General features: G+C 59.9%; 13 protein-coding genes and 2 tRNA genes. 9 read left to right on the top strand and 6 right to left on the bottom strand.

From position 1 onward, the window contains the following. The first annotated feature begins 70 nt into the window (after nt 1-70). Complete coding sequence (locus J2Y39_RS19150; protein WP_310219203.1) at nt 71-2005, top strand: methyl-accepting chemotaxis protein; 1935 nt, start codon at nt 71-73, stop codon at nt 2003-2005. Nucleotides 2006-2095: 90 nt separating this feature from the next. Here the strand turns inward: J2Y39_RS19150 and J2Y39_RS19145 are convergent, their stop codons facing one another. The 4 genes from J2Y39_RS19145 to J2Y39_RS19130 all read right to left on the bottom strand — a co-directional run bounded on the left by J2Y39_RS19145 (nt 2096) and on the right by J2Y39_RS19130 (nt 5326). Beyond that, nucleotides 2096-3661 carry an iron ABC transporter permease gene (locus tag J2Y39_RS19145; RefSeq protein WP_095180955.1) on the bottom strand — a complete coding sequence of 522 codons (1566 nt, stop codon included), beginning with the start codon at nt 3659-3661 and terminating at the stop codon, nt 2096-2098. Continuing rightward, nucleotides 3661-4671: an extracellular solute-binding protein gene (locus tag J2Y39_RS19140; protein WP_016771941.1), complete on the bottom strand. Its 1011-nt coding sequence runs from the start codon at nt 4669-4671 to the stop codon at nt 3661-3663. Before J2Y39_RS19140 ends, J2Y39_RS19145 begins: the two co-directional genes overlap by 1 nt. A gap of 301 nt (nt 4672-4972) precedes the next feature. Continuing rightward, nucleotides 4973-5059 (bottom strand) — tRNA-Leu (locus tag J2Y39_RS19135). Nucleotides 5060-5239: 180 nt separating this feature from the next. Then, a tRNA-Leu gene (locus J2Y39_RS19130) sits at nt 5240-5326 on the bottom strand. Between the two features lie 225 nt (nt 5327-5551). Between J2Y39_RS19130 and rnr the strand changes: the two genes are divergently transcribed. The 7 genes from rnr to dnaB all read left to right on the top strand — a co-directional run bounded on the left by rnr (nt 5552) and on the right by dnaB (nt 12843). Continuing rightward, a complete protein-coding gene (gene rnr, locus J2Y39_RS19125) occupies nt 5552-8182 on the top strand; it encodes a ribonuclease R (protein WP_024011371.1) in 2631 nt (876 codons plus the stop codon). Then, the gene (gene rlmB / locus J2Y39_RS19120; protein ID WP_024011372.1) at nt 8179-8943 is read left to right on the top strand and encodes a 23S rRNA (guanosine(2251)-2'-O)-methyltransferase RlmB; all 765 of its coding nucleotides are present in this window, start codon (nt 8179-8181) and stop codon (nt 8941-8943) included. The genes rnr and rlmB overlap by 4 nt, the downstream gene beginning before the upstream one ends. A 304-nt stretch (nt 8944-9247) precedes the next feature. Then, nucleotides 9248-9670 (top strand): 30S ribosomal protein S6, encoded by a 423-nt coding sequence (rpsF, locus tag J2Y39_RS19115; RefSeq protein WP_016771938.1) that lies wholly within the window; start codon nt 9248-9250, stop codon nt 9668-9670. Between the two features lie 29 nt (nt 9671-9699). Further along, the gene (rpsR, locus tag J2Y39_RS19110; RefSeq protein WP_002551829.1) at nt 9700-9930 is read left to right on the top strand and encodes a 30S ribosomal protein S18; all 231 of its coding nucleotides are present in this window, start codon (nt 9700-9702) and stop codon (nt 9928-9930) included. 36 nt (nt 9931-9966) lie between these two features. Beyond that, nucleotides 9967-10860: a hypothetical protein gene (locus J2Y39_RS19105; protein WP_016771937.1), complete on the top strand. Its 894-nt coding sequence runs from the start codon at nt 9967-9969 to the stop codon at nt 10858-10860. 18 nt (nt 10861-10878) lie between these two features. Then, the gene (gene rplI, locus J2Y39_RS19100) at nt 10879-11325 is read left to right on the top strand and encodes a 50S ribosomal protein L9 (RefSeq protein WP_003221136.1); all 447 of its coding nucleotides are present in this window, start codon (nt 10879-10881) and stop codon (nt 11323-11325) included. A gap of 120 nt (nt 11326-11445) precedes the next feature. Then, nucleotides 11446-12843: a replicative DNA helicase gene (gene dnaB / locus J2Y39_RS19095; protein ID WP_016771936.1), complete on the top strand. Its 1398-nt coding sequence runs from the start codon at nt 11446-11448 to the stop codon at nt 12841-12843. Between the two features lie 39 nt (nt 12844-12882). Here the strand turns inward: dnaB and J2Y39_RS19090 are convergent, their stop codons facing one another. Both J2Y39_RS19090 and J2Y39_RS19085 read right to left on the bottom strand, forming a co-directional pair. Beyond that, nucleotides 12883-17523, bottom strand: coding sequence for an NEL-type E3 ubiquitin ligase domain-containing protein (locus tag J2Y39_RS19090; RefSeq protein ID WP_310219201.1), 4641 nt, complete (start codon nt 17521-17523; stop codon nt 12883-12885). 3 nt (nt 17524-17526) lie between these two features. Continuing rightward, nucleotides 17527-20232: a hypothetical protein gene (locus J2Y39_RS19085; RefSeq protein WP_310219198.1), complete on the bottom strand. Its 2706-nt coding sequence runs from the start codon at nt 20230-20232 to the stop codon at nt 17527-17529. A 229-nt stretch (nt 20233-20461) separates the two neighbouring features. On the opposite strand from J2Y39_RS19085, the gene J2Y39_RS19080 reads away from it, so the two are divergent. After that, nucleotides 20462-22765 carry a YgiQ family radical SAM protein gene (locus tag J2Y39_RS19080; RefSeq protein WP_016771932.1) on the top strand — a complete coding sequence of 768 codons (2304 nt, stop codon included), beginning with the start codon at nt 20462-20464 and terminating at the stop codon, nt 22763-22765. Nucleotides 22766-22885 lie beyond the last annotated feature (120 nt).

The following is a 22885-nucleotide window of genomic DNA, read 5'->3' as shown; positions in this document are numbered from 1 at the left end:
TGACCTTTGCTGTGAATCTGTCTACAAGAGTGCCATCAAATTAATGGCGTCAGAAGTAGAGGGATTTAAAGTGTCAGCCGTTCTCTCACTGTTACAAAGCCGTTTGTTGCGGCCGGTGTTCGTTACCCTTGGTATCGCCCTTTTGGTGCAGGTGTTGGTGGCGGTTGCCCTGACGCGGAGCACGGTCACGGCGCTGGAAGCCGATCTGGCCTTGCGCCTGGGTGCCGACAGCCAGAAGCTCTCCGGTGAGCTGGAGCAGGCCGGGCGTGAAGTCACTTCAAGTCTTGATGCGTTATCGGCCAGCACTCGTCAGCGCCTGACGGTCGGCCTGTCCGCGCGTCTGAAAGAAGAGCAGGCGCAGCTGCGAGCGACGCTGGAAAAGGATCTGAAGGATTCGGCCAACGACATGGCGCAGTTGCTTGCATCCGTAGCGCCGCGTGCCATGTGGGACAGCGACGTGCCGACGCTCTCGGAGTTCGCTCGTCGCGCCCAGCGCAATCCCAACGTGTTGTTCGTGGTGTATGACGACGCCACCGGCCAGCATCTGACCCGTTATCTCAACCGTGAAAACCCGATCAACAAGGCCTTGCTGGAAAAAGGTCAGGGCGAGCGCGCGCTGGATAAAGTGCTGGATGCGGCGAAGAATGATCCTTCGGTCTACTACCTCGAGGCCTCGATCAATCCCAACGGCGTGGAAATCGGCAAAGTGCTGATGGGTGTGTCCACGGCCTCGGTGGAAACCGATCTGGCCGAGCTCGACAAGCGCTTCCTGGCGCTGATTGCCAGCAGCGATCAATTGGTCGGCGACAGCCTCAAAGGCGCGGCGGCGGACAGCGCCAAAGCGATGCAGGCGCGTCTGCAATCGGCGCAGGGCACCGCTGGCGAAATGAAAGCCAACACCGCACAAACCGTTCAAGACGCTGCCGCGACACTGCGCTGGCGCATTGGCCTTGGCCTGGCACTGGTCGGTTGCGGCGTGCTGCTGTTGCTGGCCGTGGTGCTCGGTCATCGGGTGGTCAATCGTCTGAAAATGCTCAATGCAGCGATGGACGATCTGGCAGCAGGCGAGGGTGATCTGACCAAGCGTGTGCAGATCAACAGCAAGGATGAAATCGGCGACATGGCCTCAGCGGTCAATCGCTTTGTAGATAAATTGCAGCCGATCGTACGCGAGGCGGGTGATGTCGCTCAGCGCACTGGCGTGGAAATCGGCGCGATGACTTTGCGCAACGCTGGCGCCGATGCGGCTGCCGGAATGCAGCGCGATGAAGTTGCAGAAAGCCTGCGCGCGCTGTCGCAAATGGCAGACGAGGCGCAGTCGGAAAGTCAGGCAATGCAGGCGGCACTCAAGCAGGTTGTCGATATTCGTCAGGCCACCGATGAGAACACCCGGACTTCGGCGAAAGTTGGCAGCCTGATCGAAGCGCTGGCCGGGCAGGTCGATACCGGGGCGAAGGTTATCGAGCGACTGGCGCAGCAGAGCGAGCAGATTGAGGTGGTGCTGACGGTGATTCATGGCATCGCCGAACAGACCAACCTGCTGGCGTTGAACGCTGCGATCGAGGCGGCGCGGGCCGGTGAAACCGGGCGTGGGTTTGCCGTGGTGGCGGATGAAGTGCGGGCACTGGCGAGCAAAACGCAGAGCTCGACGGGCGATATTCAAGCGCACATCGTCGCTCTGCAACAGGGCGCACGTGAGGCAGTCGAGGCGATTGGCCAGGCCGGACGGCAGGCCAGCGAAGGTTTGCTGGTCTTGCGCGACAGTGCGCGCTTGCAGCAATCGGTGCAGGCTTCGGTCGAGCAGGTGCATGCGGCGATCGGTCTGGCGACGCAAGCAGCAGCGCATCAGGCGCAGGGTGCACAGGCAGTGCGTGGGCGCGTCGAAACGATTCACGCCCAAGCCGAGAAAGCGGCGCAGGCAGTGGTGGAAACCACGGCCAGTGGCAAGGTGCTGGATGGTCTGGCGGCGCAGTTGAAGGCTAGCCTGGGGCAGTTTCGCGCTTGATGTTATCCGGGCTGGCATCTTCGCGAGCAGGCTCGCTCCCACAGGGAAACTCAATCCATTGTGGGAGCGAGCCTGCTCGCGAAAGCGGTATCAGCGGCTCAGATACATCCGCGTCGTCAGCAGATAAACCGGCAGCCCCGAGACCACAATCAACAACGCCGCATAAGGCGCCGCCGCCGCAAACTCGACATTCGCCGTATGCGCCCAGACCTCGGTCGCCAATGTATTGAGTCCGGTTGGGCTGAGCAGCAACGTTGCCGTCAGTTCCTTCATCGCATCGAGAAACACCAGCGCAAACGCCGCGCCCAGTGCCGGGAAAATGATCGGTAATGTCACCCGGCAAAAAGCCGTGAACGACGATGCGCCCAAGGTCCGCGCCGCTTCTTCCAGCTGTGGCGCAGCCTTGTTCAGTGCCGTACGAATCGGCGCCTGCGCCAGTGGCAGAAACAGCAGCGCATAGGCGATCAGCAGCAAGCCCGACGTCTGATACAGCACCGGTACGTAATGCAGGGCGAAATACACCAGCGTCAACGCAATCACCAGGCCCGGCAGCGCGTGCAGCAGATAAGGCAGGCGTTCGGCCCAGATTGCCAATTGGCCTTTGTAGCGCACCACCAGCAAGCCGACTGGAACCGCCAGTACCAGGCACAGCGCCGCGCCGCCCAGCGACAGTGCCAGTGACGACAACAGCGCTTCGGTGATCGCCGCTACCGGGAACGCCGCCGATGAGCCGACCGCCAGCCAGTAGGCCAACATGCCCAGCGGAACGCCGCTGCCGATAATCGCCAGCAACAGGCAATACAACTGACCTGCCGCAGCCCATGGCCCAAGCTTTACTTGCTCAGCCTGTCGCGCTGCACCTTGGCCGGTGCGCACATGCCGGCCCTTGCCGCGCACCCGCAGTTCCAGCCACAACAGCAGCAGGCACAGCGCCAGCAACACCGCCGAAAGCATCGCTGCGTTGGCGTTACTGAATTCCAGTTCGAATTGCTGGTAGATCGCCGTGGTAAAGGTCTGCAAACCGATGATCGACAGCGCGCCGAATTCCACCAGCATGTGCAGGGCAATCAGCAGCGAGCCGGCCAACAGCGATGGCCACAACAGCGGCAGGGTGACGCGGAAAAACACGCCCCAGCGATTCTGTCCCAGCGTGCGGGCGGATTCTTCGAGAGAGGGATCGAGATTGCGCAGGGTCGCCGCGACTGGCAGGAAGATCAGCGGATACTTCGACAGGCTCATCACCAGAATCGCTCCGCCGAGGCCTTCGAACTGCGCACTCAGCGACACCCAGGTGAAGCTGCTGACAAACGCCGGCACCGCAAACGGCAGGCACAGGATCACGCCCCACAGGCGTCGACCCGGCAGATTGCTGCGTTCCAGTAGCCATGCCAGCGACAGGCCGATCACGGCGCAGGTGATCGTCACGCCGACCATCAGTGCCAAGGTGTTGCGCAACAGGCCAAACACATACGGGCGCCACAGCAAATGCAGCGCCTCGGCCCAGCCGGCCTGCCAGGCTTTCACCCCGACGTAGGCCAGTGGCAACAGGCTCAGTACCACCAGTAGCAATACCGGCAGCACCAGCCAGATCGACGGCCGCTTGCGCCTTGGCACATAACCCCCGCGCGCGGCGGGGGGCGATAACGATGCTGCCATCAGTTCAGGCCAACTTCGCGTTCCAGTTCCAGCGCTTCTTCAGCGTTGCCCAGATCCGCCGGGGTGACGTTCGGCGCTTCCAGTTCGCTGAACGGCTTGAGACCGCGATCCGATTCCATGCCTTTGTGCAGCGGATATTCAGCGGTGGTCTGGGTGATCACGCGCTGACCTTCTTCGCTGGCCATGAAGGCGAGGAATTGCTGGGCTTCTTTTGGATGTTTGCTGGATTTCAGTACGGCAGCGCTGGACACGGTGATCAAGCCGCCAGCGTCGCCGCCGGTGAAGTAATGCAATTTGGAATCGAGCTTGCCCTTCTCGCGTTGCAGGGCGAACCAGTAGTAGTTGTTCACCAGTACGGTAGCGACTTCGCCGTTTTCCACCGCTTTGAGCGCGACCATGTTGTTGCTGTAGGTCTTGCCGAATGCGCGCAGGCCGGTCAGCCATTCTTCGGCGGCGTCACGACCGTGCAGCTTGATGATCGCTACGGCCTGCTCCTGGAAGGCGCCGCTGGTCGGAACGAAGCCGACCTTGCCCTGCCACTGCGGCTCGGAAAATTCCATCACCGATTTCGGCAGGTCTTTTTCATCGATCAGTTTCGGATTGAACGCGACCACGCGTACGCGGGCGGTAACGCCGATCCAGGTGCCATTGGCGGCGACGTATTTTTCCGGCAGAACTGCCAGCGTGGCGTCATCGGCCTTGGCCAGCAGACCCTGTTCGCCGAGGTTATTCAGCGGCGGCGACTCTTCGGTGTAGATCACATCGGCGGGGGAGCGGTCGCCTTCTTCGATGATCTGGCTGGCGAGCTGGTTGCTGCTGCCTTTGCGCACGTTGACGTGGATGCCGGTCTTGGCTTCGAAAGCCTTGGCAATCGCGTCGCCGACTTCCTTGTGCTGGCCGTTGTAGAGAGTCAGGGAAACCGCATCGGCAGCCTGGGTGAGGGGAGTGGCGAGTGCCAGGCCGAGGAGGGTGAAGGTCAGGCCTCGGCGCAGGGTATTTCGAAACGTCATTCGCAGGGTTCCTCACTGTCGCATTGCAAAAACTTGCAACAATGATAAACGATATTGTTTCTCAAGTGCGCCTTGTGCGGGACAAGGGGATCGGGTAGGAGCTGCCGAAGGCTCGGGCCGCGTTCGGACGATCTTTTGATCTGCCTCCTGCGAGTTGCGGGGAAAAGCAAGATCAAGAGATCGCAGCCTCGTTGCACTCGTCGGCTCCTACAAGACCTGCGGAAATTCAGGAAGCCAGAAACGCAAAAACCCGCTTTCGCGGGTTTTTGTGAAATCCAAGGCGTGAACCTTGAATTTGAATTGGTGCCCAGAAGAAGACTCGAACTTCCACGACCGTAAGGTCACCAGCACCTGAAGCTGGCGTGTCTACCAATTTCACCATCTGGGCAATCATCGCAAGCGTTGCCGCTGTTGATGTGGCGCACTATACGGAGGCCTTTTTGATCTGTAAACCCCTGATTTGGTTTTAATAAATCAGTGTGAACAAAAGCTTTCCCGCAAATGCAAAAAACCCGCTTTCGCGGGTTTTGTGTGAGTCTTGAAACTGATCTAGTCTCAAACTCGAAATTGGTGCCCAGGAGAAGACTCGAACTTCCACGACCGTAAGGTCACCAGCACCTGAAGCTGGCGTGTCTACCAATTTCACCACCTGGGCATCATCGAAAGCGCTTGTGCGTCGTCGATGGCGCGCACTATACGGAGCGCCTTTTTAACTGTAAACCCCTACTGCAGAAAAAACTGAATTTTTTTACCAGCGGCGTTCAAAACCCTATCAGAGCGTCGATACAGGGCCATGCAAAGCCTTATAGAAGCGGAAATTTCCCGTTTCCCGGCGCCTATGCCAAACTAACCCGCATATAGACAAGGTGAAAACTCTCTAATGGCCGATTGGCAGTCCCTCGATCCCGAGGCCGCTCGTGAAGCGGAAAAATACGAAAACCCTATTCCCAGCCGCGAACTGATCCTGGCGCACCTCGCCGATCGGGGTTCGCCTGCTGCCCGCGAGCAACTGGTCGAAGAGTTTGGTCTGACCACCGAAGACCAGATCGAGGCCCTGCGCCGCCGCTTGCGCGCCATGGAGCGCGACGCTCAACTGATCTACACCCGCCGTGGCACTTACGCGCCGGTGGACAAGCTCGACCTGATCCTCGGCCGCATCAGCGGTCACCGTGACGGTTTCGGCTTCCTGGTGCCGGACGACGGCAGCGACGACCTGTTCATGAGCCCGGCGCAAATGCGTCTGGTGTTCGACGGTGACCGCGCGCTGGCCAGGGTTTCCGGGCTCGACCGTCGTGGTCGCCGTGAAGGCGTGATCGTCGAAGTGGTTTCCCGCGCTCACGAAACCATCGTCGGCCGCTACTTCGAAGAAGGCGGCATCGGTTTCGTCGTTGCCGACAATCCGAAGATCCAGCAGGAAGTGCTGGTCACCCCGGGCCGCAACGCCAATGCGCAGATCGGTCAGTTCGTCGAGGTGAAAATCACCCACTGGCCAACGCCGCGTTTCCAGCCGCAAGGCGATGTGGTCGAAGTGGTCGGCAACTATATGGCGCCGGGCATGGAAATCGACGTTGCTCTGCGCACGTACGATATTCCGCACGTCTGGCCTGAGGCGGTTGTGAAAGAAGCCGCCAAGCTCAAGCCGGAAGTCGAAGAAAAAGACAAAGAAAAGCGCATCGACCTGCGTCATCTGCCGTTCGTCACCATCGACGGCGAAGACGCCCGCGACTTCGACGATGCGGTCTACTGCGAAGCCAAACCGGGCAAGCTGCGTCTGTTCTCCGGTGGCTGGAAGTTGTACGTGGCGATTGCCGACGTTTCCAGTTACGTGAAGATCGGCTCGGCGCTGGACAACGAAGCTCAGGTTCGCGGCAACTCGGTGTACTTCCCCGAGCGCGTGATTCCGATGCTGCCCGAGCAACTGTCCAACGGCCTGTGCTCGCTGAACCCGCAAGTCGATCGTCTGGCCATGGTTTGCGAGATGACCATCTCCAAGTCCGGCGAAATGACCGACTACTGCTTCTATGAAGCGGTGATCCATTCCCACGCCCGTCTGACCTACAACAAGGTCAGCGCGATGCTGGAAACGCCGAAGGCTACCGAAGCGCGCAAATTGCGTGGCGAGTACACCGACGTCGTCCCGCACCTCAAGCAGCTCTACGCGTTGTACAAGGTATTGCTGGCCGCCCGTCACGTGCGTGGCGCGATCGATTTCGAAACCCAGGAAACCCGGATCATCTTCGGCTCCGAGCGCAAGATCGCGGAAATCCGTCCGACCGTGCGCAACGATGCGCACAAGCTGATCGAGGAGTGCATGCTGGCCGCCAACGTGGCCACTGCCGAATTCCTCAAGAAGCACGAAATCCCTGCGCTGTATCGCGTTCACGCCGGTCCGCCGCCAGAGCGTCTGGAAAAGCTGCGCGCGTTCCTTGGTGAGCTCGGCCTGTCCCTGCACAAGGGCAAGGACGGTCCGTCGCCGAAGGATTATCAGGCTTTGCTCGCGAGCATCAAGGATCGTCCGGATTTCCACCTGATCCAGACTGTGATGCTGCGTTCGTTGAGTCAGGCGGTGTACAGCGCTGAAAACGACGGCCACTTCGGCCTGAATTACGAAGCCTATACCCACTTCACTTCGCCGATCCGTCGTTATCCGGACCTGCTCACGCACCGCGCGATCCGCAGCGTGATCCATTCGAAACAGGACACCCCGCACGTTCGTCGTGCCGGTGCGATGACCATTCCGAAAGCGCGCATCTATCCGTACGACGAAGCGGCGCTGGAGCAGCTTGGCGAGCAGTGCTCGATGAGCGAGCGTCGTGCCGACGAAGCGACCCGTGACGTGGTGAACTGGCTCAAGTGCGAGTTCATGAAGGATCGCGTGGGCGAATCGTTCCCGGGCGTAATCACCGCTGTTACCGGTTTTGGTCTGTTCGTCGAGCTGACCGATATCTACGTCGAAGGCCTGGTGCATGTCACCGCGCTGCCGGGCGATTACTACCACTTCGATCCTGTGCATCACCGCTTGGCGGGCGAGCGCACCGGTCGCAGTTTCCGTCTTGGCGACACCGTTGAAGTACGCGTCATGCGCGTCGACCTTGATGAGCGCAAGATTGACTTCGAGATGGCCGAGAAAACCATCAGCGCGCCGATCGGTCGCAAGAAACGTGGCGCCGAAACCGCTGCGCCTGCTGCCAAGGCTGCGGAAGAAAAGGCTCCAGCGAAAACCGCCAGCCGTCGTCCGGCCAAGGAAAAGGTTGCCGAAGCCTATCGTCCGAGCGATGCCGTGGCGAAAAACGCCGAGCTGCGCAAAAGCCGTGAATTGAAGAAGGCCTTGCTGGCCGATGCGAAAAACGGTGGTAAAGCGGCGTCCGGGGGAAAGACCGGACGGTCGGCGCCTGACAGGGCGACCGACGGCAAGCCAGCCAAGCCGAGCAAACACCGTAAGGGCCCGCCAAAAGCGGGTTCCGCTCCAGCCAAAAGTGGCGGGGCGCGTAAACCGAAGGCGAAGTCATGAGTCAGTTGGAAAAAATCTACGGCGTTCACGCGGTAGAAGCGTTGCTGCGTCACCACCCCAAGCGCGTCAAGCAGATCTGGCTGGCGGAAAGCCGCAACGATCCGCGCGTGCAGACGCTGGTCGAGCTGGCCAATGAAAACCGTGTTCAGGTCGGCCAGGCCGAGCGTCGCGAAATGGACGCCTGGGTTGAAGGCGTGCATCAGGGCGTTGTCGCTGAAGTCAGCCCGAGTCAGGTCTGGGGCGAGGCGATGCTCGACGAGTTGCTCGATCGCACCGAAGGCGCGCCGCTGTTGCTGGTGCTCGACGGTGTGACCGATCCGCACAACCTCGGCGCCTGCCTGCGTTCGGCCGATGCGGCCGGTGCGCTGGCGGTGATCGTGCCGAAGGACAAGTCGGCCACGCTGACCCCGGTGGTGCGTAAAGTTGCCTGCGGCGCGGCGGAAGTGATCCCGCTGGTGGCCGTGACCAACCTGGCGCGCACGTTGGAAAAACTTCAGCAGCGCGGTTTGTGGGTAGTCGGCACCGCTGGTGAAGCCGAGGTCAGCATCTATGACCAGGACCTGACCGGCCCGACCATTCTGATCATGGGCGCCGAAGGCAAAGGCATGCGTCGCCTGACCCGCGAGCATTGCGACTATCTGGTGAACCTGCCGATGGCCGGCAGCGTCAGCAGCCTCAACGTCTCGGTCGCCACCGGCGTGTGCCTGTTCGAAGCCCAGCGCCAGCGCGGTGCGAAGGCCAAGGCTGCCGCGAAGAAATAAGCTTAACGCAATCAACTGTGGGAGCGAGCCTGCTCGCGAAGAGGGAGTGTCAGTCCGTCATTGTTGCCTGGCAGGCCGCATTCGCGAGCAGGCTCGCTCCCACATTCGTTTACGGTGTCTGGAAGATCGGTGGTTGTTCAAATATTCACCAATTGCCTTGCGCGCCCGCAGTCCCTTCTCTACAATTGCGCCCCTTGCTGTGACGGCAGGCACGCCAGTGCCCCGCGCCAGCAAGTCCATAAGTGTCATTCACTCCTTGTCTGACCGTTTTTGAGCGGCAGGCTACAACCCGTAAGGAGCATTCATGCGTCATTACGAAATCATCTTTCTGGTCCACCCGGATCAGAGCGAGCAAGTCGGCGGCATGGTTGAGCGTTACACCAAGCTGATCGAAGAAGACGGCGGCAAAATCCACCGTCTGGAAGACTGGGGCCGTCGTCAACTGGCCTACGCAATCAACAATGTTCACAAGGCTCACTACGTGATGCTGAACGTTGAGTGCACTGGCAAGGCCCTGGCCGAGCTGGAAGACAACTTCCGCTACAACGATGCAGTGATCCGTAACCTGGTCATCCGTCGCGACGAAGCCGTTACCGGCCAGTCCGAGATGCTCAAGGCTGAAGAAAACCGCAGTGAGCGCCGTGAGCGTCGCGACCGTCCTGAGCACGAAGGCGCCGAAGGCACCGACAGTGATGACAGCGACAACAGCGATAACGCTGACGAGTAATCCACGGACCTTATTAAGGAGCCTATCAAATGGCACGTTTCTTCCGTCGTCGTAAATTCTGCCGCTTCACCGCTGAAGACGTGAAAGAGATCGATTACAAAGATCTCAACACTCTGAAAGCCTACGTATCCGAGACCGGCAAAATCGTTCCAAGCCGCATCACCGGTACCAAAGCTCGTTATCAGCGTCAGCTGGCCACCGCTATCAAGCGCGCCCGCTTCCTGGCCCTGCTGGCCTACACCGACAGCCACGGCCGCTGAGACCGGGCAGTCGACAAGTAGCAAAGGATTGAATGCATGCGCGCCTTAGCTGAGTTCATCATGCGAGGCCGAATGCAGGCCACTCTCGTGGTGGCCGGATGTGCAACATTGCCGTTGTTGTATTGGTTGGGTGCTGCCGCCGGGAGCCTTGTGCTGCTGCGGCGCGGATTGACGGACGCCCTTGGCGTTCTGTCACTGGGACTGCTGCCGGCCTTGATCTGGTGGCTGTATGCCGACGACCCACGGGCACTTCTGGTGCTGCTGGGGTCTTCGGGGCTTGCGTTGGTTTTGCGCGCAAGCGAATCCTGGGTCCGCACGCTGCTGGTCAGCGTAGTGATCGGAGTGGTGTTTTCAGTGGTGCTCGGGGTCGCGTTTGCGGCCCAGATCGAGATGCTCGCGCAGGCCCTCATAAAGGTCATGCCGGCACTTCTCGGTGAGACCTACAAGCAATTGTCGGTCGATGAGCAAGCGCGTTTCGCGTCCCTGATTGCACCGGTCCTGACCGGACTGATTGCGGCCTTGTTGCAGATCGTCAGCGTGCTGAGCCTGATTGTCGGGCGGCATTGGCAGGCGTTGTTGTACAACCCGGGTGGTTTCGGTCGCGAGTTTCGCGCCATCCGCATCCCGCTGGGGCCGGCGATGTTACTGCTGGCGTTGATGCTTCTGGGCCCGAATCTCGGTGCACAGATGGCCATGTTGACGCCGTTGTGCAGTGTACCGCTGGTGTTCGCTGGGCTGGCCCTGATTCACGGGCTGGTCGGGCAGAAGCGACTGGCCGGTTTCTGGCTGGTGGGGTTGTACGTCACGCTGCTGTTGTTCATGCAGCTGATCTATCCGTTGCTCGTGGTTCTGGCCATTGTCGACAGCCTGATTGATTTTCGCGGTCGTCACGTGTCGAAAGACACCGACAGCGCGAACGGTGAAGGTTAAAAGTTAGAGGATTTTCACATGCAACTGATCCTTCTGGAAAAAATCGCCAACCTGGGCAACCTGGGCGACAAAGTAAACGTTAAGGCCGGTTACGGCCGTAACTACCTGCTGCCTTTCGGCAAGGCTACCGCTGCGACCGCTGCCAACCTGGCTGCGTTCGAAGAGCGTCGCGCCGAGCTGGAAAAAGCCGCCGCAGACCGTAAGGCATCGGCTGAAAGCCGTGCTGCCCAACTGGCTGAGCTGGAAGTGACCATCACTGCCACCGCTGGCGACGAAGGCAAGCTGTTCGGTTCGATCGGTACTCACGACATCGCTGACGCACTGACCGCCTCCGGCGTTGAAGTGCAGAAGAGCGAAGTTCGTCTGCCGAACGGCACCATCCGCAACGTGGGTGAATTCGACGTGGCCGTGCACCTGCACGCCGAAGTTGAAGCCACCGTACGCGTTGTCGTGGTAGCAGCTTAAGCAACATCGATCGGCTGGCGGCTTGTCCGTCAGACGGTTAACATCGGGCACGATCCTGTTTACAGGTCGTGCCCTTTGTCTTTCTGAATTCCCTGCTTTTCATCCAACACTCAAGTGGCCATGAACGATATCTCCGCTCCCGAGCAATACGATCTGCAAACCGCTGCCCTGAAGGTGCCGCCGCATTCCATCGAGGCCGAACAGGCCGTACTCGGTGGTCTGATGCTGGACAACAACGCCTGGGAACGCGTGCTCGATCAAGTCTCCGATGGCGATTTCTATCGACATGACCACCGTCTGATCTTCCGAGCGATCGCCAAACTGGCTGATCAGAACTCGCCGATCGACGTCGTGACCCTTGCCGAACAGCTGGACAAGGAAGGTCAGACGTCGCAAGTCGGCGGCCTCGGCTATCTTGGCGAACTGGCGAAAAACACCCCGTCCGTCGCCAACATCAAGGCCTATGCGCAGATCGTCCGTCAGCGTGCGACGTTGCGCCAACTGATCGGCATCAGTACCGAGATCGCCGACAGCGCCTTCAACCCCGAAGGCCGCACCGCCGAAGAGATCCTCGATGAAGCCGAACGGCAGATCTTCCAGATCGCCGAAGCGCGGCCGAAGACCGGCGGCCCGGTCGGCGTCAATGAGTTGCTGACCAAGGCTATCGACCGGATCGATACCCTGTTCAACACCGCCGACGCCATCACCGGCCTGTCTACGGGTTACACCGACCTCGATGAAAAGACCAGCGGCTTGCAGCCGTCCGACCTGATTATCGTCGCCGGCCGTCCATCGATGGGTAAAACCACCTTCGCGATGAACCTGGTGGAAAACGCCGTGTTGCGCAGCGAAAAGGCTGTCCTGGTTTACTCCCTCGAGATGCCAGGCGAATCGCTGATCATGCGTATGCTGTCTTCGCTCGGCCGAATCGACCAGACCAAGGTGCGTTCCGGCCAGCTCGAAGATGACGACTGGCCGCGCCTGACGTCAGCGGTGAACCTGCTCAACGATCGCAAACTGTTCATCGATGACACCGCCGGTATCAGCCCTTCGGAAATGCGCGCGCGGACCCGGCGTCTGGTGCGTGAGCACGGCGATGTCGGCTTGATCATGATCGACTACCTGCAACTGATGCAGATCCCCGGTTCCAGCGGTGACAACCGCACCAACGAAATTTCCGAGATTTCGCGATCGCTGAAAGCGCTGGCCAAGGAATTCAACTGCCCGGTAGTCGCCCTGTCGCAGCTCAACCGCTCCCTCGAACAACGCCCCAACAAACGCCCGGTCAACTCCGACTTGCGCGAATCCGGAGCGATCGAGCAGGACGCCGACGTGATCATGTTCGTTTATCGCGACGAGGTGTATCACCCGGAAACCGAGCACAAGGGCATTGCCGAAATCATCATCGGCAAACAGCGTAACGGCCCGATCGGGTTTATTCGGCTGGCGTTCATCGGCAAGTACACGCGCTTCGAAAACCTCGCGCCGGGCAGTTACAACTTCGACGACGACGAGTAACAGCAGACCGGATCATCCGGCCTGCTGTCGTGGTCGGTTTCAATCGGCCGAAGCTGCCGTCTCGCTGCTTGCAGTTGTTTCGACTCCGTCACCGGGGCGAATTTCCTCGCGGGTCAGTGCCTGGATCAGCGTCGCTTCGCTGATGGCCAGCTGTGCTGTGAGGTCATTGGTTTGCGCCTGATATTCGGTTTCGGTCAGGGCATTTGTCGCAGACTGCGCGTCCAGTGCGGCCTGTTTCTGTTGATAGGGCTGACGTGCGGCGTCGAACCGGGACGAGTATTTGTGCGTGATGAAGTCCTGCCAGAAATCCATCGATACCAGAGCCTGAAACTCATCGGGGGAGTCGTTCAAGGCGATGACCTTTCGGTAGGCCACTTCCAGCATCGGCGATGTGACGCCGGCCATGCCGATAAAGGACAGTGTCTGCGGCTGAAACGGTAACTGCAGCCGATCCTTGAGCCCAAAGCGGTAGGCCATCGTCATCTCGTGCGGGTCGCGCAAGCGCAGCTGATGGATATTGCGCTCCCTCGCTGAAGTTTGCGGATCGTCGACGATTGCCCTGCTCGCAGCGATTTCGGCTGCGGCCAGATCATCGACCTGTCTGAGTCTGAACAGGCTTCTGGACAGGTCCACCAATCGAGCACCATCGCCGTCTTGCCTCGCCTGCATTCGCGCCTTGTGCGTCATGGTCAGTACTTGCATGTCTGTAAACGTGGCAGCGGCAAGGTCAGTGCAGCCAGCCTCGCAGGCGCGATCAAAAACGTCTCTGCGCAGCGCACGTGTCTGCACGCTGTTCTCGCTGATCGCATCGACCACGTCCCAGATCTGTCGGCGGAAATCGGCATGGTGGGCGAGCTTGGAAATGATGTTGAAAAAGCCATCTGAGCCCACCTGTGCTTTGAGCCTGTTCAATTGCTCGGCGCGAATCATCGCCTCGTCTGCCGTCATGCCGACGGTCAACTGCGGATAGACCGAAACAGAGTTCGTTGCCACTGCTTGCGGGTGGGCTGCCGAAACAGAAGTCGTCAGCAGGTTCAATGGATTGTAGAGCGATGCTGCGGAGCGGTTCAGCCATTCACCGTAGCCGGCCAGGCGTTCTCGTGTGTATGCGCTCAGGGGATTACCGCTTATCTGAGTGCCACTGTTGACCTGAATCGAGTGCGTCAGGCGATCCGCTGCCGGTGCGACGACAAAGTCGGGCAGACTCGTGATCCGGTTGTCGTTCAGATGGACCTTGCCCAGCAGGGGCTGATCGAACAGTCCGGTTGGCCAGCTTTCGATGCCCGTATTGGACATGTCGACCTCGCGCATGTCAGTGATCGCACTGAAATCCGGGCTCACGCTCAAGTGCGGGTTGTCGTGAATCCACAAGGCCCTCAGAGTGGTTCTCCCGGCCAGTATCTGCGCGGTCTCGGCGGTGAGTTCCAGTTGATTGCCCTGCAGGAACAACCGCGTCATCCCGTGCATCTCGCCGATGGCCGGAGGGAGATCCCTGAGTCGATTGTTCGCCATGTTCAGCCAGCGCAAATGCCGGAAGCGGGTCAGGAAACCTTCCGGGGATTCGGTGAGATTCATGTTGTTGAGTTTGAGTGAGCCGACATGGCTGAAGTCGCTGCTCAGATCCGGCAGGGTTGGCAGTGTCAAACCGCTCAAATCCAGTTCAAGACCTATCGGCGTGCCGTCGAAGGCGTGTTGCTCCGGCGTTTCACGTCGCCAGCAACTGATGATCCGGTCACGTGCCTCGATGCGCTCATTGCGGGTTTGAGTGTTGGCGTGCAATTGATTGACGCGGATATAGCGCAGACGATTGCTGCCTCCGGAAAAAACCCAGTCATCCAACTGGTTTTTCAGCACGGCGAAATCCTGCTCGAGCGCCAACAGCCTGGTCGCGACAGTGCCCTTGTCATGGCTCCAGATAAAATCCCGGCAGGCCTTGATGCTTTTGCCCGGAAACAGTCTTCGGTAGCGTTGCGCTCGCGAGTTCTCAGTATCGAATACGGCGGGGTGGGCTGGAGTCATCAACTCGGGATGCAGTTCATTGAGTCTTCGCCAGTAGCCATCGAACTTTCTCCAGTAAGGCGAAGGGAAGTCGTTGCCCTCAATCAGCGTGCGGTTGTTGATCCGCGCGACCACGGCCAATTGATCGGCAGGCGGGTTGATATGCGCGTCGGGGACGATGCGCAGTTTATTGTTGCTGAGGTCGACGCCGGTCAAGGTGGTCTTGTCAGCCAGCCCGAGGGGCCACTCGCTGATTCCGGTGTTCCTCAGCTCCAGTGTCTGCAGTCCGGACATCGCGCTGAAATCGGGCGGTATCTGCAGTGGGTTGTCAGAGAGCTTGACGGTAACCAGCTGATGCAATGCACTCAATGCACCAGCGCTGTGCTCATCGAGTTTTATCTGGTTTTCAGTCAGATTGAGGTGGGCGAGCCGGCTCATCCCGCTGATGGCTGCGGGCAATTTTTTCAGGCCGGAGCGGGTGATCGTCAGAATGTCCAGATCAGGCAACCGCGACAGGAACGTGTCGGCAGTGTCGGACCAGACGACGTTATTGAGGATGAGCATTTTCAACCGACTGAAGTCGGCCGTCAGTGACGGTAGCGGTCCGTTCACTGCTGGCAGCATGAGCGACGTCGATTCCTGGAGCCAGCAGTCCTTGATAGTCCGGGCAATGTATTCTGCCCGAAGCTTTTCCTGGCCGGCGGCGCTGGATGCTGCCGACGTGCTGTCGGCGACGTAAGCCTGCAGCTGTGCGTCGAGCACCTTGAACTCCTCGAAACGCCGGCTGATCGTGGCTTCTGCATCATCCCCCAGACCGATCAGGTATTCCCGGGCAGTTTGCGGGGTTCTCTCTGGATGCATCCGCAGCAGCATGGCGACTTCTGGAATGTCGCCATCAATCCGGAATGCAGCCGTGCGTGCGCTGGTAATCAGTGCCGGGTATTGCGCCGTAACCCGCTGCCAATAGACTTCCAGCCGCCGCCAATAACCGCTGGCGAAGGGATTGCCTTCGATCAGGGTGACGCGGTTGATGTTGGCGATGTCGAGCAACTGATCACTCGCCGGATTGATGATCGCCTGCGGAATTTCGCGCAATCGGTTGTTGCGCAGATCGATTGACTCTATCGCTAGCTGATCTCGCAGCCCGGTTGGCCATTCATCCAGCCCGGTGTTGCGCAGACTCACGGTCTTGAGCTGGAGCATGCCGCTGAAGTCCAGGGTCTTGCCCAGCGGGTTGTCCGACAGATCAAGGCTTTCCAGTTGGCTGAGCGAAGCCAGCTCGCCGGCGGTTTGCTCGCTCAGTTCAATGCGGTTCGCTCGCAGGTCCAGTTCCTTCAGGCCGGGCATCTGCGTGAGGTTCGCCGGCGGTGTATCGAGCGCCGAAGCGTTGATTTTCAAGCGCTCAAGGGCTGTGAACCGCTTGAGAAAAGTTTCGGAGCCCGCCGACCATGCCACCGCCTGCAAGTGCAGCGTGCGTACATGGCTGAAATCTGCCGAGAGCGCAGCGATGCCGGCGCCGCCAAGATCCAGCTGCAGCGTTGTTCCCGTCTGCCGTTTCCAGCAACGCTTGATCTCTTGCGCGGCGCGCTCCACCGAGGGATGGGTCGCCCCGCCGGCCAGCGCACTGGTCTTCAGCCACGTCGCGAGTTCCAGCTTCAAGGTCTTGTATTCAGTCTCGACGCGGGTCAAGAAGCCTTGTACATCGTCGCCGTGGGGGCTCAGCAGCGTGCGGATCTGCTCGCTGTCCAGAGAGGGATAAAGTTTTCGCAGTCGCGATTGTGGCGTGCGCAGTCGGTTGAACGCGGTGTTGAGCCGTTCCCGCAGCCCCGGTGAAGCCGGTTGGTCGGGACTGCCACGCTGCATTCCGCCGGCTCCGCCGACTACGATGCCTTGCCAGCCCTGACGGGCATCGAACACCACAGGCTCGGATCTGCCCGGGCGCGTAGCGCTGTAGATGTTGTCGATGTCGGCGGCGACAGGATCTTGCGGGCGAACGATGCGCATCACTTCGGCCAGAGGCGTCGATGCATCGGGATCGTGCAAGACCTGATAGCCGTGATTATCGATCACTGCATAGAGCTTGCCGTCATGGCGGTGCAGCCCGTCGCTGTCGGGTGAGCTGGTGCTGAAGTCGAGCGGCGTGCGAAACGCCTGCAGACGCGCCCCCGATAAAGCGAAGGTGCTTGGTTGCGAAAACTCCAGCGCATGCCATCGACCATTGTCGGGGTCGTGCAGCATCAGCGGTCCGGAGGGGATCGATTCACTGGCCAGCCTGGCGCGCCAGAGGCCGCTCTGCGCATCCTTGCCCACCTGCACGAAGCCACCATCGGTCATTTCCACGTAATGGCGGCCCTTGAATGTTCTCAGGCCTTCAGCGTCGGCATCGGGCAAGCCGATCGTTGCACTGAGCCGGTAATGCTCAGGCGGGTGGCCCACATGAGCGAAGGCGTCATGCATTGAAGCAATCGCCTGCACTGTGACGTTGGGAGCAGGAACGATTGCATCAGGATCGATACCGTCTGTGGGCCTGTTCGCGCGGATTGACGGGCCGCTCAACGTGGTCGGATCCAGGCCGGGGCGCGGGGTCAGGTTGAGGCGTGGCGGGGGCGTATCCATGGATGTGTCCGGTCGAATATGTGAATGACCGGGAAGCGTCACTTTCGACGGCGGTTTGCTTGGCATGTCTTACATTCCTTGTAGTCGTTGCACGGTAGCTTCTTCAGCGGAAGCTGCCGGCCTGTTCGGCGTCATTGCCTTAGGCTGTGTCATCGGGTGAGCGGAGGCGGCGGCCAGGTCGAAGATTTTCTGCGCTGTGCGTCCATCGAGATATTCGCGCCAGACAGGTTGATGCGGCCGCTGCGCCAGTTCTTCCCTGCGCTGCGATTGAATACCCCTGCTGCTTTGTTCAAGGGTTTTCAGATGCGCGCCGCGCACGTTGAAATTCAAGTCCGGGGAATCCTGTCTCGCATAATGAAAATGTGCGTGCCAGAGGGGATCGTGGGTATGTGCATCGGTGACTAGATAAATGTCGAGATATTGCCGGTCCGAACCCTTGCCACGTTTCAATCGGCTCTCGATTTTCCGGGCGTTCACGTGGCCCTTGTCGATCAGGTACAGCAGTCGGTCGACGTTCAGAACATGCTTGTCCTTATAGATTCGCAGGCGGATGTTTTCGCCCTCATTGCGCAGACGTTCACTGGCGTCCTGCAGGCGTCGAATCAGCGCGGCGGTCTCATCATGGGCCGGTTCCGCCCGCTGCAACTGCAATACGGTGTCATCCATTGCCCCGGCGCTGCTTTCGAGCATCTCGACAATGTTGTCCGGATGGTTTCTTTGCCGTTCTTCGTGGAGGGCAGCGCGGACATGCGCGTCGACACGGTCAAGGTGCCGAGTGGCTTCGGCAACCAATGACGGCAAGCTCCTCTGCGGCGTTGTCCGCGGCGAGCGCCATTCACCGCGTCCTCGGTCATAGGTCTGTGACGGCTGCCTGGGATTGTGGAGGTTGCGGACCTCAATCACCTCTTCGTTTTGCGCGGTGCGTCGAGACTCGCCGACATTGAGCTTGTAGACGCCGTTTTTCTTTGCCCGAAAGATGAGCTTGGGCGGCGGTTGGAGACCGCTTCTGTCCTGGGCCGGAATGAACTCGAAATCAATGTTCTGCTGGTCGAACGTCAGCACCGGACGGTCAGCCTGATGGAGAAACTGGTTCAAGCGGCCTACCAGCGTCTGCTCGAATATTTCGATTTCCGCAGTGATCTCCCTGCGTGAAGTGGCGTGCTGCTCCCCCGGTGCCAGATCAAGGCGTTCGAACCAGTGGCGGATGGCTGTGCATTCCTGGAACAGGTTATTCAATACGGCAGGGTGGGAAACTTCGGGAACTGCGCCAAGCGCTCCATAAACAAAGGTCACCTGACCAAAGCGGGTGGCCAGTTCCGATGCCAGAGGGGCGTTGCCGGCCGATTGTGGGGTATCCAGCATCAGACTTTTGGTCAGGACCCAGGAGGCAACAACGTTATGGGTGTCCATTGGTGAAAGAACATCCGCGCTGAACTCGTCTGGAGAGACCCGCCATTTGTTCACCAGATTGTCGGCGATTTGCTGGCGCTCTTTCAGATGACTCAGCATCCTGCCCAGAACGTTGACTGTTCGCGGAAGCCGCTCCGGGTCGAGGTCGATCATCGGACCCTCCAGGGCGTGGCGCGTCAAGCCGCATTCGATCAGTTGCTGATAGGCGAGCATCTGTTTTTTTTGCAGCCTGATTATGTTGTTCAGGTAAGCGTCCTGCTTCATGAAGCGCTTGATCGAGGATTTTTGCTCCTCGTAGTATTTCAGCGCCTTTCCAAGGTGTTTCAGTTCTTTGTGGCAGTGAACCTCGCGATCAAGCAGCGCCATTGTTTCGCGTCGAACGGTTTGCGCATGCTCTCCCTGTGCGTTACTCGCCTCCAGCCAGGCGTTTATCAGCTGTTCACGTTTATCCTGATCCTGCTTGATCCGCTTGTTGATACCCTCGAGTGCGACTGTCACCTCCAGATGCAGCCATAAGTCTGAGGGTCGCGCCGCTGCGCCTCTCGGCATTCCGGCTACACCTGTCAAGGAGGTTCCGCGCCAGCCGGATTGAGCATTGAAAGTAATCGCTTCCGACCTGCCGAAACGTGATGCGACGTAAACGTTTGTCGCATCGGCGGCGATCGGATCTTCAGGGCGAACGATGCGCATCACCGCTCTGTGCGGTGTCGAGGCGTCGAGATCATGCAGAACCTGATAGGCGTAGCTCTCGATCTGCACATAGAGTTTGCCGTTGAAGCGCAACAGGCCATCGCCGTCCGGCTCGACCGTGCTGAAATCCAGATCGGTGCGAAACGCCTCCAGCCGGGTCGTGGACAAGGGGTAGGTGGAGGGCGCCGAGGTGTCGATGGGCTGCCAGAGACGGCTGTCGGTATCGAAGCGCAATAGCGGTCCCGACGCGTGCAATTCGCTGGGCAATTTTGCCCGGTAGAAACCGCTGGCCGAGTCCAGACTCACCTGTACGGTGCCACCCTCCGGTACCTGGACATACTGGCGTCCATTGAGCGTCGACATGCCTTCGGCATCGGCCGCCGGCAGCACAACCAGCGAAGTGATCCAGTAATCCTTCAAAGGGCGGTCGTGCACAAAGGCAACAGATTGCGCTACCGCTGCCGTTCTGACCGCCGCCCGCGCAGGCATGGGGATAATGTGGTTGAGCACGTGATCGATCGCTGTTGCGATCGTTGTCGTCGGGCGCGTGGGAATCCTGAGCCCCGACGTGCCATCGAAGGACAGGGGGAAACCAGGCCGGGTTAGCGAATAATCGGGTCGCGGATTATGGACCGAGACGGTTGTAATACCTCTGATTGGCGGTTTGGGTGACATTGCCTGTCTTCCTTTACGTTGAATGCCCCGTTACTCCCGGGGGAGTGCTGCGGGCGGGCGGCTTCCTTGCCGTTTTGGTGCGTCGTACGCTCAGCGAAAACTCGTGATGTGTCGCGGGCTGGCTGCGCGAGACCAGCTCGCAGAGAAACCGACCACCGTCGTCGGAATTGGTCAAAATTTGTGCTATATTCCGCGCCCGCGATTTTTCACTTCAACACCGGTCGTCGACATGCAAGCAGCCAAGCCGTTATTTGACTATCCAAAATATTGGGCCGAATGTTTCGGGCCAGCGCCATTCCTGCCGATGAGCAGGGAGGAGATGGATCAGCTCGGCTGGGATTCGTGCGACATCATCATTGTTACCGGTGATGCCTACGTCGATCATCCGTCGTTCGGCATGGCGATCATCGGCCGGCTGCTGGAGTCGCAAGGCTTCCGCGTCGGGATCATCGCGCAGCCGAACTGGCAGTCCAAAGACGACTTCATGAAGCTCGGCGAGCCGAACCTGTTCTTCGGCGTCGCGGCGGGCAACATGGACTCGATGATCAATCGTTACACCGCGGACAAGAAAATCCGTTCCGATGACGCGTACACGCCCGGCGGCATGGCCGGCAAGCGTCCGGATCGCGCCAGTCTGGTCTACAGCCAGCGCTGCAAGGAAGCCTACAAGCATGTGCCGATCGTGCTCGGCGGCATTGAAGCCTCGCTGCGCCGCATCGCCCACTACGACTATTGGCAGGATCGCGTGCGCAACTCGATCCTGATCGACGCCAGCGCCGACATTCTGCTGTACGGCAACGCCGAGCGGGCCATTGTCGAAGTTGCCCAGCGCCTGTCGTGGGGCCACAAGATCGAAGACATCACCGATGTGCGCGGCACCGCGTTCATCCGTCGCGACACGCCACAGGGCTGGTACGAAGTCGACTCCACGCGCATCGACCGTCCGGGCAAGGTCGACAAGATCATCAACCCGTACGTGAATACCCAGGACACCCAGGCCTGCGCCATCGAGCAGGAAAAAGGCCCGGTCGAAGATCCGCAGGAAGCCAAGGTCGTGCAGATCCTGGCCAGCCCGCGCATGACCCGTGACAAGACCGTGATTCGTCTGCCGTCGATGGAGAAGGTGCGCAACGACCCGGTTCTTTACGCCCACGCCAACCGCGTGTTGCACCTGGAAACCAACCCGGGCAACGCCCGTGCGCTGGTGCAGAAGCATGGCGAGCTCGATGTCTGGTTCAACCCGCCGCCGATTCCGATGACCACCGAAGAAATGGACTACGTGTTCGGCATGCCTTACGCCCGTGTGCCGCACCCGGCGTACGGCAAGGAGAAGATCCCGGCCTACGACATGATCCGTTTCTCGGTGAACATCATGCGTGGCTGCTTTGGTGGCTGCACCTTCTGCTCGATCACCGAGCACGAAGGCCGCATCATCCAGAACCGTTCCGAAGAGTCGATCATTCGCGAAATCGAAGAGATCCGCGACAAGGTGCCGGGTTTCACCGGGGTCATTTCCGACCTCGGCGGCCCGACTGCGAACATGTACCGCATCGCCTGCAAGAGCCCGGAAATCGAATCCGCCTGCCGCAAGCCTTCGTGCGTGTTCCCCGGTATCTGCCCGAACCTGAACACCGACCATTCGTCGCTGATTCAGCTGTATCGCAGCGCCCGTGCCCTGCCGGGTGTGAAGAAGATCCTGATCGCCTCCGGTTTGCGTTACGACCTCGCCGTCGAGTCGCCGGAATACGTCAAGGAGCTGGTGACTCACCACGTCGGCGGTTATCTGAAGATCGCCCCGGAGCACACCGAGGAAGGTCCGCTCAACCAGATGATGAAGCCGGGCATCGGCAGCTATGACAAGTTCAAGCGCATGTTCGAGAAGTACACCAAGGAAGCGGGCAAGGAGCAGTACCTGATTCCGTACTTCATCGCTGCCCACCCGGGCACCACCGACGAAGACATGATGAACCTTGCTCTGTGGCTCAAGGGCAATGGCTTCCGCGCCGATCAGGTGCAGGCGTTCTACCCGTCGCCGATGGCCACCGCCACGGCGATGTACCACTCGGGCAAGAACCCGCTGCGCAAGGTGACGTACAAGAGCGACGGCGTGACCATCGTCAAGAGCGAAGATCAGCGTCGTCTGCACAAGGCGTTCTTGCGTTATCACGACCCGAAAGGCTGGCCGATGCTGCGTGAAGCGCTGATCCGCATGGGCCGCGCCGATCTGATCGGGCCGGGCAAGGATCAACTGATCCCGGCGCATCAGCCAGCCACCGACAGCTACCAGAGCGCCCGTCGCAAGAACTCGACGCCGGCCGGCAGCCACAAGGTCGCCAAAGAGAAGACCACCAAGATTCTCACCCAGCACACCGGTCTGCCGCCGCGTGCCAGTGATGGCGGTAATCCGTGGGACAAGCGTGAACAGGCCAAGGCTGCGGCTTTCGCCCGCAACCAGCAGGCGGCCAAGGAGCGCAAGGATGCGGCCAAAGGCAAAGGGCCGAAGCCGACACGCAAGCCGGTCGTGCCGCGCTAAACACTGCTTGAGCTGAACAGAACGCCAACCTTCGGGTTGGCGTTTTGCTGATCGTTCCCACGCTCCGCGTGGGAATGCCTCTCGGGACGCTCCGCGTTCCAGCCGTTACTCGCAGTATTG

Origin of the sequence: Pseudomonas sp. 2957 (assembly GCF_031456345.1) — a bacterium.
In the GTDB taxonomy this organism is placed as follows: domain Bacteria; phylum Pseudomonadota; class Gammaproteobacteria; order Pseudomonadales; family Pseudomonadaceae; genus Aquipseudomonas; species Aquipseudomonas siliginis.
Note: the sequence above shows the minus strand (reverse complement) of the source record. Positions and strands in the feature narration are given on the sequence as shown.

What these genes read in the sequence shown, in the direction of transcription:
- rpsF (WP_016771938.1), top strand. Translation starts at nt 9,248, where the DNA reads ATGCGTCATTACGAAATCATCTTTCTGGTCCACCCGGATCAGAGCGAG.
- rpsR (WP_002551829.1), top strand. Translation starts at nt 9,700, where the DNA reads ATGGCACGTTTCTTCCGTCGTCGTAAATTCTGCCGCTTCACCGCTGAA.
- rlmB (WP_024011372.1), top strand. Translation starts at nt 8,179, where the DNA reads ATGAGTCAGTTGGAAAAAATCTACGGCGTTCACGCGGTAGAAGCGTTG.
- J2Y39_RS19090 (WP_310219201.1), bottom strand. Translation starts at nt 17,523, where the DNA reads ATGCCAAGCAAACCGCCGTCGAAAGTGACGCTTCCCGGTCATTCACAT.
- rnr (WP_024011371.1), top strand. Translation starts at nt 5,552, where the DNA reads ATGGCCGATTGGCAGTCCCTCGATCCCGAGGCCGCTCGTGAAGCGGAA.
- J2Y39_RS19085 (WP_310219198.1), bottom strand. Translation starts at nt 20,232, where the DNA reads ATGTCACCCAAACCGCCAATCAGAGGTATTACAACCGTCTCGGTCCAT.
- dnaB (WP_016771936.1), top strand. Translation starts at nt 11,446, where the DNA reads ATGAACGATATCTCCGCTCCCGAGCAATACGATCTGCAAACCGCTGCC.
- J2Y39_RS19080 (WP_016771932.1), top strand. Translation starts at nt 20,462, where the DNA reads ATGCAAGCAGCCAAGCCGTTATTTGACTATCCAAAATATTGGGCCGAA.
- J2Y39_RS19105 (WP_016771937.1), top strand. Translation starts at nt 9,967, where the DNA reads ATGCGCGCCTTAGCTGAGTTCATCATGCGAGGCCGAATGCAGGCCACT.
- J2Y39_RS19145 (WP_095180955.1), bottom strand. Translation starts at nt 3,661, where the DNA reads ATGGCAGCATCGTTATCGCCCCCCGCCGCGCGCGGGGGTTATGTGCCA.
- rplI (WP_003221136.1), top strand. Translation starts at nt 10,879, where the DNA reads ATGCAACTGATCCTTCTGGAAAAAATCGCCAACCTGGGCAACCTGGGC.
- J2Y39_RS19140 (WP_016771941.1), bottom strand. Translation starts at nt 4,671, where the DNA reads ATGACGTTTCGAAATACCCTGCGCCGAGGCCTGACCTTCACCCTCCTC.